The sequence below is a fragment of the Polynucleobacter sp. AP-Latsch-80-C2 genome, assembly GCF_018882185.1.
Lineage (GTDB): Bacteria > Pseudomonadota > Gammaproteobacteria > Burkholderiales > Burkholderiaceae > Polynucleobacter.
The window spans coordinates 66,607-79,556 of sequence record NZ_JACVOY010000001.1; the positions used below are offsets into that span (position 1 = coordinate 66,607).

The 12,950-nt window shown below is 47.5% G+C and carries 12 protein-coding genes; 6 read left to right on the forward strand and 6 right to left on the reverse strand.

The window, feature by feature from the left end:
• Nucleotide 1 precedes the first annotated feature (1 nt).
• The 4 genes from ICN47_RS00345 (at nt 2) to ICN47_RS00360 (ending at nt 3,809) form a co-directional block, all read left to right on the forward strand.
• Nucleotides 2–943: an ion channel gene (locus tag ICN47_RS00345; RefSeq protein WP_216217942.1), complete on the forward strand. Its 942-nt coding sequence runs from the start codon at nt 2–4 to the stop codon at nt 941–943.
• Nucleotides 912–3,179, forward strand: coding sequence for an arginine/lysine/ornithine decarboxylase (locus ICN47_RS00350; protein ID WP_216217943.1), 2,268 nt, complete (start codon nt 912–914; stop codon nt 3,177–3,179). Before ICN47_RS00345 ends, ICN47_RS00350 begins: the two co-directional genes overlap by 32 nt.
• Before the next feature lie 119 nt (nt 3,180–3,298).
• Nucleotides 3,299–3,556, forward strand: a complete 258-nt coding sequence (locus tag ICN47_RS00355; protein WP_216217944.1) for a type II toxin-antitoxin system Phd/YefM family antitoxin — start codon at nt 3,299–3,301, stop codon at nt 3,554–3,556.
• The gene (locus ICN47_RS00360; protein ID WP_216217945.1) at nt 3,546–3,809 is read left to right on the forward strand and encodes a Txe/YoeB family addiction module toxin; all 264 of its coding nucleotides are present in this window, start codon (nt 3,546–3,548) and stop codon (nt 3,807–3,809) included. The genes ICN47_RS00355 and ICN47_RS00360 overlap by 11 nt, the downstream gene beginning before the upstream one ends.
• 14 nt (nt 3,810–3,823) lie before the next feature.
• Here the strand turns inward: ICN47_RS00360 and ICN47_RS00365 are convergent, their stop codons facing one another.
• Genes ICN47_RS00365 through argH form a run of 3 tightly spaced genes read right to left on the reverse strand, consistent with a single transcriptional unit; the run spans nt 3,824 to nt 7,328 of the window.
• Entirely contained in the window at nt 3,824–5,356 is a 1,533-nt protein-coding gene (locus tag ICN47_RS00365) for a TRAP transporter large permease subunit (protein WP_216217946.1), read from the reverse strand.
• Entirely contained in the window at nt 5,353–5,904 is a 552-nt protein-coding gene (locus tag ICN47_RS00370) for a TRAP transporter small permease subunit (RefSeq protein WP_216217947.1), read from the reverse strand. The genes ICN47_RS00365 and ICN47_RS00370 overlap by 4 nt, the downstream gene beginning before the upstream one ends.
• Nucleotides 5,905–5,909: 5 nt before the next feature.
• Entirely contained in the window at nt 5,910–7,328 is a 1,419-nt protein-coding gene (gene argH, locus ICN47_RS00375) for an argininosuccinate lyase (protein WP_216217948.1), read from the reverse strand.
• 43 nt (nt 7,329–7,371) lie between these two features.
• On the opposite strand from argH, the gene hemC reads away from it, so the two are divergent.
• Entirely contained in the window at nt 7,372–8,349 is a 978-nt protein-coding gene (hemC, locus tag ICN47_RS00380; protein ID WP_216217949.1) for a hydroxymethylbilane synthase, read from the forward strand.
• A gap of 18 nt (nt 8,350–8,367) precedes the next feature.
• Nucleotides 8,368–9,192 (forward strand): uroporphyrinogen-III synthase, encoded by an 825-nt coding sequence (locus ICN47_RS00385; protein WP_216217950.1) that lies wholly within the window; start codon nt 8,368–8,370, stop codon nt 9,190–9,192.
• Here ICN47_RS00385 and ICN47_RS00390 read toward each other — a convergent pair.
• The 3 genes from ICN47_RS00390 to ICN47_RS00400 form a co-directional block, all read right to left on the reverse strand.
• Complete coding sequence (locus tag ICN47_RS00390; protein ID WP_216217951.1) at nt 9,189–9,761, reverse strand: chorismate lyase; 573 nt, start codon at nt 9,759–9,761, stop codon at nt 9,189–9,191. The two genes, ICN47_RS00385 and ICN47_RS00390, sit on opposite strands and share 4 nt — an antisense overlap.
• 2 nt (nt 9,762–9,763) lie before the next feature.
• On the reverse strand, nt 9,764–11,272 hold the full coding sequence (locus ICN47_RS00395; RefSeq protein ID WP_216217952.1) for a DEAD/DEAH box helicase: 1,509 nt from the start codon (nt 11,270–11,272) through the stop codon (nt 9,764–9,766).
• Nucleotides 11,273–11,510: 238 nt separating this feature from the next.
• Nucleotides 11,511–12,908, reverse strand: coding sequence for a coniferyl aldehyde dehydrogenase (locus ICN47_RS00400; protein WP_216217953.1), 1,398 nt, complete (start codon nt 12,906–12,908; stop codon nt 11,511–11,513).
• Nucleotides 12,909–12,950: the final 42 nt, after the last annotated feature.

Here is a 12,950-nt window from a genome sequence, read left to right on the forward strand (position 1 = left end):
AGTGCGTAAATTTCATTTCAGTCCTAATCCTGCACGGATTAACCTGGAAGAATATCGCGCATCGCTCACGCGCTCCGCAGTAGCCCGCCCTGAAAATAATTTCTACCATTGGCTGTTGGGCACCAGTTGGGCAAGCTTCCTATTACTGGTAATCCTAGTTTATTTAGGCACCAATCTTTTATTTGCCTTTGCTTATCTCGCCTGCGGCCCAGGTGCCATTACAAATACCAAATCAGGTTCCTTAATTGATGTTTTTTATTTCAGCGTGCAAACCATGGCAACCATTGGTTACGGTCAGATGACCCCAGTAGGTCATTGGCCAAACTCGATTGTGACCTTTGAGGCATTTTTTGGCATTGTGTATTCAGCATTAACAACCGGTTTGGCATTTGCGCGCTTTACAAGGCCGACTGCTGGTGTACGGTTTTCAAAAGTTGCCGTTGTGGGCAATCATGATGGCACAAGAACACTCAAGTTTCGGGTTGCCAATGATCGTAGTTCCCACATTGTGGAGGCCCAACTTCGGCTCTGGCTCATTGCTGAAAGTATGACCTCTGAAGGTGAGCGCTATCGCCGTTCGGTTGAGCTACCCTTACACCGTTCCGAAAGCCCCGTATTCTCTTTAACGTGGACAGCGATGCATAGCTTAGATGAAACCAGCGCTTTAAAAGAATACTTGGATAATTCGGCGATGGAGCAGCAATGGCATCTATTGATCACCTTTACGGGTTATCACGAGAGCTTAGCCAACCAGGTTTATGCGCGACATGTTTACTTGCCAAGAGATGTGCAGCAAAATGCGACTTTTGTCGATATAGTCACGGTTTTGCCAGATGGTGGACGAGTCATCGATTTGTCCAATTTTGAGAAGTGGGTTCCGAATACATCGGACAAGTTAGCAGGGGGTATTTATGAAATTTCGTTTCCCAATCATCATTATTGATGAGGACTTCCGTTCCGAAAATATTTCGGGTTCCGGTATTCGTGACTTAGCGGAAGCTATTGAGAACGAAGGCATGGAAGTCATTGGCCTCACCAGTTATGGTGACCTCACTTCCTTTGCTCAGCAAGCATCCCGCGCTTCTTCTTTCATCGTGTCGATTGATGATGAAGAATTTGTTACTGACTCTGAAGATCAGGATCTACCAGCCTTAAATAATTTACGTGCCTTTATTACTGAAGTTCGTAAACGTAATGAAGATATTCCGATCTTTTTGTATGGCGAGACGCGTACTTCACGCCATATGCCAAACGATATCTTGCGTGAGTTGCATGGCTTTATTCATATGAACGAAGACACTCCAGAATTCGTGGCACGCCACATCATTCGTGAGGCAAAGGTCTATCTCGATTCATTAGCGCCACCTTTTTTCCGCGCGCTGACCAATTACGCATCTGAAGGATCGTATTCTTGGCATTGCCCTGGACACTCCGGTGGAGTGGCGTTCTTAAAAAGCCCAGTAGGACGAATGTTCCACCAATTTTTCGGTGAGAACATGTTGCGTGCAGACGTTTGTAACGCTGTAGAAGAGCTGGGGCAGCTACTGGACCATACCGGCCCGGTATTGCAGAGCGAGCGTAATGCTGCGCGCATCTTTAATGCAGACCATTTGTTCTTTGTCACTAACGGTACCTCGACCTCAAACAAAATCGTTTGGCACTCTACTGTAGCCCCTGGCGACGTAGTACTGGTTGACCGTAATTGCCATAAATCTGTGATTCATTCCATCACGATGATGGGCGCGATTCCGATTTTCTTGATGCCTACCCGCAATCACTTAGGCATTATTGGTCCAATTCCAAAAGAAGAGTTCGAGTGGAAAAACATCAAGAAGAAAATTGATGCCAATCCATTTATTAAGAATAAAGATATTGTGCCACGCGTCATGACTTTGACTCAGAGTACTTATGACGGCATTGTCTATAACGTAGAGATGATTAAAGAAATGCTCGATGGCAAGGTAGACTCTTTGCACTTTGATGAGGCTTGGTTGCCACATGCGGCATTCCACCCCTTCTATAAAGATATGCATGCCATTGGCGCTGATCGTAAGCGCACAAAAAAGAGTTTGATGTTTGCTACCCAGTCGACACACAAGTTGCTTGCTGGTTTGTCGCAAGCCTCTCAGGTGTTGGTACAGGATGCCGATGAGCATAAGCTCGATCGCGATTGCTTCAATGAAGCCTACTTGATGCATACCTCCACAAGTCCGCAATACGCGATTATTGCTTCGTGTGATGTATCCGCAGCGATGATGGAATCTCCAGGTGGTACTACGCTGGTAGAGGAGTCGATTGCTGAAGCGATGGACTTCCGTCGCGCGATGCGTGAAGTTGATGAAAAGTTTGGCGCCGATTGGTGGTTTAAGGTTTGGGGTCCAGACCACTTGGCTGAAGAGGGTATTGGCGAGCGCTCAGACTGGATCTTAGAGCCTTCAGCTTCATGGCATGACTTTGGTAAGTTGGCTAAAGATTTCAACATGCTGGACCCAATTAAGGCCACTGTTGTCACCCCAGGTTTGGATATTGAGGGTAACTTTGGCTCAATGGGTATTCCAGCGAGCATCGTCACCAAGTATTTGGCTGAGCATGGTGTGATCGTGGAGAAGTGCGGTCTGTACTCATTCTTCATCATGTTCACGATTGGCATTACAAAAGGTCGTTGGAATACTTTAGTTACTGAGCTTCAGCAATTTAAAGATCACTTCGATAAGAATGCGCCTTTATGGAAAGTCTTGCCGGAGTTTGTGGCAAAGCACCCACGCTATGAGCGCGTTGGCTTGAAGGATATCTGCCAGCAGATTCATGAGTTCTATAAGAGCCGCAACGTTGCTCGTATGACAACGGAGATGTATACCTCTGATATGGAACCCGCAATGATGCCATCGGAAGCGTGGGCTAAGATGGCACACAAAGAAGTAGATCGTGTTCCGCTGGATAAATTGGATGGTCGTGTGACGGCAATGTTAGTAACGCCATATCCACCAGGGATTCCGCTTCTCATTCCAGGTGAGCGTTTTAATAAGCGGATTGTGGACTATCTCTACTTTGCCCGTGACTTCAACGAGAAGTTCCCTGGCTTTGAAACCGATATTCATGGATTAGTGAAGGCGGATGTTGATGGACGCAGCGAATACTACGTCGATTGCGTAAGGCAAGAGCCAGATATTACTTTGTAATCCTATGATCCCTGGTTTTAAACGCTAATACCCTGCATTTGCAGGGTATTTTTTTACTTGCGACCGAAAGAGCTTGCATTTATACTTGTACAATATATAGAACAAGTAGGGGGGATAGAATGCGAGTAATCAATTTTTCAGATGCCAGAAGTCAATTCAAGCAAGTTATTGACCAAGTTGTATCGGATTGCGATGTTGCCATTATTTCTCGCAGAGATGCCGAGGATGCTGTGGTCATGTCCTTGAATACCTATAACAGCATGATGGAAACACTCCATTTATTAAAATCACCTGCTAACGTAAAACACTTGGAGAAATCAGTGGCGCAGTATCGCAAAGGTCAGGTGAAAGAGAAGGCTTTAGTGGATGCTAAGTAGGTTGGTTTGGACTAGTGCAGCTTGGTCAGATTACGTTTATTGGCAAGGGCAAGATAAAAAAACTTTAAAGCGTATAAATATTCTTATTAAGGATGCGCTGAGAAACCCCAAAGATGGCATTGGAAAACCAGAGGAGTTGAGGGAAAGTCTTTCAGGGTTTTGGTCAAGGCGTATTGATGATGTCCATCGACTGGTTTACGCAATTGAAAAAAACCAATTAGTGATTATTGCGTGCCGCTATCACTATGAATAAAGTCTTTACCAGCCCTACTTACCTGGCTTATCCAGCTGAAAGTTCACCGGAGCATCCTCATCCACTTTGTTTGAGCTTACCTCTGGTTTACTGTCATCACTGTTGGTGAAATTAAATTCCTGACTTTGTACCACTGCTGCAGGCTTATCGAGGAGAGTAGTGACCAGGGCAGGGAATGCCATCACCACAACGACCATCACAAGCTGCAATCCTACCCAAGGTAATGCGCCCCAGTAGATATCACTACTCTTGACTTCTTTTGGCGCTACGCCTCTGAGGTAGAACAGCGCAAAGCCAAAAGGCGGATGCATGAAGGAGGTTTGCATATTAACGCACAGCATCACGCCAAACCAGACTAAGGCTGCGCTAGCTGCGGCCTGAGGGTTACCATTCATGGAGTCTAGTAAGACTGGTGACAGTAGCTTTACCGCTACTGGTGCAAGCATGGGCACTACGATAAAAGCAATCTCAAAAAAGTCTAAGAAGAAAGCCAGGAAAAAGACAAAGAGGTTAACCACAATTAAAAAGCCTACCCAGCCACCTGGAAGGTTGGAAAAGAGTTCTTCAACCCAGCGTCCGCCATCTACACCTTGGAAAACAACCGAGAAGCAAGTGGATCCTATCAAAATAAATACGACCATAGCGGTAATGCGCATGGTGTTTTGATACGCCTGCTGAATAAGGCCTTTGAGATTGGGGATGCTGGCCCTCCGCAGCCAAGCCAAGAGTAAAGCGCCCATCGCGCCCATCGCACCAGACTCCGTTGGTGTGGCAATGCCAGTCATGATTGTGCCTAAGACCAAGAAGATCAGCACTGCTGAGGGAATAATGCCCATTAAACATTTTTTCCAGAGCGCCCATCCTGTAAGGGTGAGTTCACTCTCCGGAACGGCGGGTAAATAGTCTGGACGAAAGCGGCTCAAAAAGAAGGTATAGAGCGCAAATAGTGCTATCTGCAAAAGAGACGGCCCCCAAGCACCGAGATACATGCTGCCAACATCGGCACTGCCACTTTGGGTTTTCAATTGATCGGCCAACACAATCAAGACTAATGAAGGGGGGACGAGCTGCGTAATCGTTCCTGAGGCTGCTAAGACGCCTGTGGCATAACGCATGTTGTAACCATAGCGCACCATCACTGGTAAAGAGATCATGGCCATGGCGATCACCTGAGCGGCAACTGTGCCGGTAATGGCACCCAAGATAAAGCCAACAATGATGACGGAGTAGCCTAAGCCACCTCGAATACGTCCAAACAGTTGACCCATCGAGTCGAGCATCTCTTCGGCGAGACCACAGCGCTCAAGTATCGCCCCCATAAAGGTGAAGAAGGGGATAGCCAAAAGAAGATCATTCGCTAGGACGCTGCCAAAGATGCGTTGTGGAATGGCCTGTAAAAAAGACATGCCAAAAAAGCCTTCGCTCATAGCAATAACTGAAAAAAATAAGCCCGCAGCCATTAAAGAAAATGCCACCGGAAAGCCGATCAACATAAAGACAACTAGGCCGCCAAACATCAAAGGGGGCATCCACTCTAACGGAATCATTGGGTAGGTTTTTCGTAACGAAGATCTTCGGTAGGCAATGTAATCTCACCCCTGAGAGCGCCGATGCGCTTGATGATTTCAGAGAGGCCTTGCAGGCTCAACATAAAAAATCCAAACGGGACGACAAATTTAATGGGATAGCGCGCCATACCTCCGGCATTGAGCGAATGCTCCATGACTAACCAAGAGGGATAAAAGAGCGTTGTCCATGACAGCCAAGTAAAGAGAATGCAGGCGGGCATGAGAAAGAAAATCAACCCTAGCAAGTCCACCCAAAGACGACCATGATCCGATAGATGCGAATAAATTAAGTCAACTCGCACGTGCTCATTACGCTTGAGGGTGTATGAGGCACCTAACATGACTGCGGCACTAAAGAGATACCACTGAAGTTCTAGGGGCCAGTTGTTGCTGATATCTAGGCCGTAGCGAAGTAATGCATTTGCCGCTGAAACGACACAGGACAACAAAATCATGATGCTGGCAGCACTGCCCAGCAACTGATTGATGCGATCGATGCCTGAGGAGAGCTTAGACCAGAACCCCATGCGTTTTAGAAGTCTGCACGACCTCTTTTGATGGCGGCAAGAACTTGTGATGGTGCCGTGCCCCCAGCATGTTGCCGAGATTGCACTGAGCCATCCACCGTTAATAAGGCAAATACATCATCGCTCATGAGTTCTGGGCGGTTATCTAGGCCACAGGCAAAGCGCAGTTCAGAGAGGCTAAGATCCGTCAGCATGCAGTTTCTGCCAACGCAAGCCTTTACTGCATGAGCAACCGCTTCGTGTGCGTCACGGAAAGCTAACCCTTTTTTCACTAAATAATCCGCTAAGTCAGTAGCGGTAGCAAAACCTTCTTCAGCGGCCGCCTTCATCACTTCGGCCTTCACTTCAATATGGGGCACCATATCAGCGAAGATCCGCAAGGTATCTTGCACAGTATCTACTGCATCAAACAAAGGTTCTTTATCTTCTTGATTATCTTTGTTGTAGGCCAGTGGCTGCCCCTTCATGAGTGTCAGTAAAGAAATCAAATCGCCATAGACACGCCCAGTCTTACCGCGGGCTAACTCGGGAACGTCTGGATTCTTTTTCTGCGGCATGATCGAGCTACCAGTGCAAAAGCGATCTGGTAAATCGATAAAGCCAAAGCGCGGGCTAAGCCAAAGAATTAATTCTTCAGACAGGCGCGAGACGTGCATCATCAAGATGGAGGCAAACGCACAGAACTCAATAGCAAAGTCGCGATCAGATACGGCATCTAATGAGTTGTTGCAAATACCGTCAAAGCCTAAAGTGCGGGCAACTTGTTCGCGATCAATCGGGTAGGTGGTACCAGCCAGGGCTGCAGCGCCGAGTGGCAAGCGATTAAAGCGTGCACGCAAATCAGTTAAGCGCGTAGCATCACGGCTAAACATTTCGTAATAAGCCATCAAGTGGTGGCCAAACGTAATGGGCTGCGCTACTTGTAAGTGAGTGTGGCCAGGCATGATCGTGGCAGCATGCTTCTCGGCTAAATCCAAGAGGGCAGTACGTAAACTTTTTAAGGTAACCGCAATATCGTCAACACTACCGCGCAACCAAAGACGTAAGTCAGTGGCTACTTGATCGTTACGTGAACGACCGGTATGTAAACGCTTGCCAGCATCACCAACTAATTGCGTGAGGCGCGCTTCAATATTGAGGTGAACATCTTCTAGCGCTAGTTGCCAGTCAAATTGACCGGCTTCAATTTCGCTCTTAATTTGGGCCATACCCTTTTGAATATCGGCCAAATCTTGGGCGCTGATGATTTTCTGGATCGCCAGCATTTCTGCATGGGCCAAGGATCCAGCAATATCGACCATAGCAAAGCGTTGATCAAAGCCAATGGAGGCTGTATAACGCTGTACAAGTTCGTCTACCGGTTCGGCAAAACGGGCCGACCAAGCTTGGGCTTTGTTGGCTAAGGAATTTTTAGATGAGCTCATAAACACAGTATATTGGTGTAGGTCTTTGATTATTTTAAATGTTATGTCCCAAACCCCGAATTCTTCATCCTCGTCCGCTACCTTAGGCACCCCAAAACGCTTGGTAATTGCCTCCCGTGAAAGTCGCCTAGCCATGTGGCAGGCCGAACACGTCCGAGATTGCCTCAAAAAGCTCTATCCAGAGTGTGATATTCAGATTTTGGGCATGACCACCCGTGGCGACCAAATTTTGGATAGAGCCCTCTCAAAAGTTGGCGGCAAAGGTCTTTTCGTAAAAGAGCTGGAAGCTGCCTTAGAGGATGGTCGCGCTGATTTGGCTGTGCATTCCCTCAAAGATGTCCCAATGGTGATGCCAGAGGGTTTTGATCTATCTTGCGTAATGGAAAGAGAAGATGCGCGCGATGCATTTGTTTCTAATGACTATGCCAGCCTCGAGGCTCTCCCAAAGGGATCGATTGTTGGAACTTCAAGCTTGCGTCGTGAATCTGTATTGCGCTCTAAATTTCCACAGATAGAGATACAAGCTTTGCGGGGGAATTTAGATACCCGCATGGGCAAGCTAGATCGTGGTGAGTATCAGGCCATCATTTTGGCCGCCGCAGGATTAAAGCGTCTGGGTTTAGAGAGTCGTATTAAAGCGTATCTCCCTTATGATCCCTATACTCCTGCTGCAGGTCAAGGCGCTTTAGGTATCGAGACATTAAGTAAGCATCCCAATATTAAGCGCTGGCTTGCGCCCTTAAATGACATGCCAACTTTATTAGCGGTCTCTGCAGAGCGCATGGTGTCTCGTCAGTTAGGCGGCTCTTGTGAAGTGCCTTTAGCTGCGCATGCTATTTGGGATAACCATCAGATGCAAATTCGATCTTTTGTGGCGAGTACGGACGGTAAGGCAATATGCCTAGCGAATGGCAATGCAGTCGTTCGGTCAGTTGAGGATGCTGAAGCCTTGGGGCTTGCTGTAGCGCAAGATTTATTGGCACAGGGCGCAGCAGATCTCATTCCAAAAATCTCCAAATAGATTGATTGAAGTTAAGCGATGAGTGCTAAAACCATCATTGTGACGCGGCCTAGCGGACAGGCTCGCCAGCTCATTGAAGTATTAACAAAAACTATTGAGCTCAGTGGCGTTGCTAAGCGCAGCTTCCCAGAAATTCTTTCCCTGCCTTTATTAACGATCGTTCCAAAAACCGATGAGGTATTAGCAGACCGCATTGCCAGTATCCTAAAAAATGCCGATCTTGCTATCTTTGTTAGCCCTAATGCTATTGAGTGTGTGATGCGCTTGCTAGAGCGCGATTGGCAGGACTTCTCAAAAAGCATTATTCCCATTGGTGTGATGGGGGGCAGCAGCAAATTAGCTTTGAATAATCATGGAATCGGATTAGAAATAAAGCCCACACCGATTGTGATGCCCCAGGATAATGAGCAGTGGGACTCCGAAGGTTTGTGGCATGAACTGCAAAGCTTAGGCTGGAATTGGCAAGATCAGAAAGTAGTAATTTTTAAAGGTGAGGGTGGGCGCGATTGGTTGGCCGATACCTTAAAAAATGCTGGCGCTCAGGTTGAGGCGATCTCTACTTACACTCGCGTACCTTTAGATATTGATAACCCTGCATGGCAAGTAATTCACGATCTGGATTTTTCTAAATCACTATGGCTATTAACGTCATCAGAAGCAGTACGTTATTTAGGCAGCGTTATTCGGGATCAATTTACGCAGGGCTTAAGTAGCGCCAGCGCACTTTGCCCACATCACAATATTGCAGATGCCGCCCAAGAGATTGGATTTGGTGAAGTGTTTACTACTGAACCAGGTGATGAAGCGCTGATTAAGGCCAGTTTGGCTTGGTTAATGCTTTAAGCTGCAGGGTAACGTAGCAACTCTGGCAAGAAAATCTCATTAACCAAAATAGGATGACCTTTGAGTTGATAGAGGGTGCGACGCGCCCATAACGGCGAGCTCAGGCCTGAATAATTCTTAGAGCATTTTTTCCATAGAGGGCTTTGTTTATCCAAGCGAGCGATATCGCGTGGCGCCTTTGATTTGGAGCGCTTTCCTTCTTTGGTAAATAAGACGGCGCCCAAGGGTTTTTTGCCTAAACGCAAGATGGGGTGGTTACTCCCGCTAGAACTTAAAGTGGGGATCACACTATGCGCCATCACCAAAGGGGTGCCATTGAAACAGAGCAGAACTTCCCGCACACGACAACGCCTGATGCGGAAATGAAAATAGCGACTTTCGTCGCTATTGAGGGTTTGAGGGCAATCGCGCAAAACCTGAACTTCCAGTTTTTGACCAATTGCTTTCTCAATTTTTTGGGTAAGAGACCCCGTATCGCTAAGCCAAGGTTGCCACTCTCGTGGCGCCCCATGAATTTCACCGGAACCGACTCGATTCCATGCAGAACGGCGACGATAACGGTGAATCATTTTTAGCTTCCGCTAAAGTTTCTGCGTTGGCCGCCAGCTTTTGGTTTAGCAAAACGTGGACCGGCAGGACGTGAATCCGCAGTGCGTGCAGGACGTGAGTCAGCAGAACGCGCAGGACGTGAATCCGCGGAGCGTGCAGGACGAGAGTCAGATGAACGACCACCGCCAGTACCGCCACCGCCAAAGCGCGATTCAGAACGTGCACCCGAACCATAACGACCGCCACCACCACCGGAGCGATTACCACCGCCACCGCCACCAGAGCGACCACCAGGACGTCCACCGCCACCACCAAAGCTAGGCTTGGCTTGTGGCTCAAGGCCAGCGATCACTGAAGCAACGATATCTTGCTGTGTAAAGCGCTCGATATTGCGGATCTTAGCGCGATCACGATGTTCTACCAAAGTGATGGCAACGCCATTACGACCAGCACGACCAGTACGACCGATGCGATGCGTATAGTCCTCAGGTTTCATTGGCAAGCCAAAGTTAATCACGTGACTAATACGTGGCACATCGATACCGCGAGCTGCTACGTCAGTCGCAACCAAAATCTTGGTGTGACCTTTACGTAAAGACTCAAGGCGACGCATACGCACAGCTTGAGGCATCGCACCGTGAAGGGCGCTTGCTTCGTAGCCATTCGCACGTAGGGTGTCAGCGATTTTTTCGCTTTCAACTTGAGTGCTTGCAAACACAACTGCTTGGTCCAAAGTGGCGTCAGCCAAAATATGCTCGAGCAATTTATGCTTGTGTGACATGCTGTCAGCCCAATGTAACTTCTGTTCGATATTGGCGTGCTTTTCGCCTGCGTGAGCAAGTTCAATACGCTTAGCATCTGTAGTTAATGCATTAGCCAAAGACATAATCTTTGGTGCAAAAGTTGCAGAGAACATCAAAGTTTGGTTACGTCCAGCGCAACGCTTATCAATTGCCTCGAGATCGTCCGCAAATCCCATGTCAAGCATGCGATCGGCTTCATCGATAACGAGTTGTTTTACATCGTCAAGGCGAATAGCTTTGCTATCGGCCAGATCGAGTAAACGACCTGGAGTTGCAACAACTAACAATGCACCTTTCAGAGCCTGGATTTGCTTGCCATAAGGCATGCCACCCATAACAGTTGCGATACGGATACCTTTCATACCGCGAACTAAATTCACTGCATCAGCGGCAACCTGTTGGGCTAATTCACGAGTAGGGCAGAGCACTAACACTTTAGGTTGTGCGCGACCTGGTACTGGTGAGCCGTTTGGGTTGTCTTCGATGAGTTGATTAATCAAAGGCAATAAAAAGGCTGCGGTTTTACCGCTACCGGTTTGGCTGCTGACCAATAAGTCACCACCAGCTAAAGCAGCAGGAATAACCTGAGCTTGAACAGGAGTGGCTTGGGTGAAACCCAGTTCAGCAACGTTTTTAAGAAGTGGCGCCGCGAGGGCGAAAGACTGGAAGGTACTTCCAGCGTGTTTTGAGTCTTGCGACTCGTGATTAGTTTCTTTAGAAAAAGTCATGCTCTTACACATCCCCTTTAAGGGATGTCTCCGTATGTTGCACCCATTGTTTTTGTAGGGTGCGATGGTCAAAGGCATCGACCATCAGACAGGCGGCAGCGCGTTTTTTGAACTTCGGTGTTTATGACTTCTAAACGGTACGCTGAAATATAGCTGGGGGGCGATGAATCAAATTGCTTAAAAAAGCCTCTCAGTATGGCAGATTAGGGCCTAAATTGCAAGGGTTTTCCCGAATTAATTACTTGAGAAAGCGCAACAGGCGCTCAACACCTTTGCCGTAGGGTGGGCGTGCAAGTCTGCTGCCTTTCCATAAATTGAAACCTAAGAAGCCACGCACTTGTATAACAGATTTGCGATGACTAAAAATATCAAAGCCTGCTTTGCCGTGATACGCCCCTATGCCGCTTGAACCTGTCCCGCCAAATGGGAGCGACTCTACGGTCGCATGCAAGAGTGTTTCGTTAATGGTGACGCCACCAGAGCGAGTTTCTTGTAAAACTTTTTGTAGGTTCTTTTTATCTTTACCAAACCAATAGAGTGCGAGTGGGTTGGGTTTGTTGTTCACGAATTGAATTGCTGCATCAGTATTTGCAATGGTCACGATTGGCAATATTGGTCCAAATACTTCTTCGTGAAGAACGCGTGCATCGGTAGATAAATTCGTCAGGGCGATCGGCTCAAATCTTCTAGCGCCAGCTGAAGGATTGCTTAATAGTGGAATTGCTTTGGCGCCACGATCTAGCGCATCAGCGACAAGGTGTTGCCAATACTGCAGTTGTACATCGTCTATTGGTCCAGTTAATTCTTCTGGGTTAGAGAATTGCACTTGCGCTGCAGTTTGTAATTCAGTGATAAAGCTATCAAGCTGTCCTTGCTCAATCAAAACATAATCTGGGGCAATGCAGGTTTGACCGCTATTCAGTAGCTTGCCATAGGCAATGCTTCCTGCTGCCTCTTTTACATTAGCAGAGGAATCGATAATCGCAGGCGACTTACCACCAAGCTCCAAGGTGATGGGAGTCAAATGCTCCGAAGCGGCGCGCATCACTTTCTTGCCGATACTTTCAGCGCCGGTAAATAAGAGATGATCAAACGGCAGTGCACTAAATTGCTGAGCTACTTCAGCATCACCAGTAGTGACGCAAAACTCGGTAGGGTGAAAATATTCTTGAATCAAATTCGCGAGAAATCCTGAGGTACGTGAGCAGCGCTCTGAGGGCTTGAGCCAAACACGATTCCCGGCAGCAAATGCGGCAATTGCTGGTAGAAGTGCTAATTGCACAGGGTAATTCCAAGGGCTCATGATTCCAACAACACCAAGCGCTTGACTTTGAATCCAGGCATTCGAAGATCCCATTGAAATGGGTGTCTCGACTTGCGTTACCTGCATCCATTCTTTGAGGTGTTTGCGGGTGTATTTGCAGGCTTGATAAATCATCTGAAATTCTGCCAAGCGCGTCTCAATGGGGTTGCGCACCCCAAAATCTGCCATCAGGACTTTGCAGATTTTTTCTTCATTAGCCTCGATCATTTTTTCAATTCGACCTATCCGCTCTAGTCTGACTTCTAGTGTGGGATTGGGTTCAGTGGCAAAAGCAGCCTTAATTTCATCAAGTTGGAGCGTAAAACGATTCATGGCGTATTCGAGGTTGGCAGAGATTGGAATAAGGCATTAGGA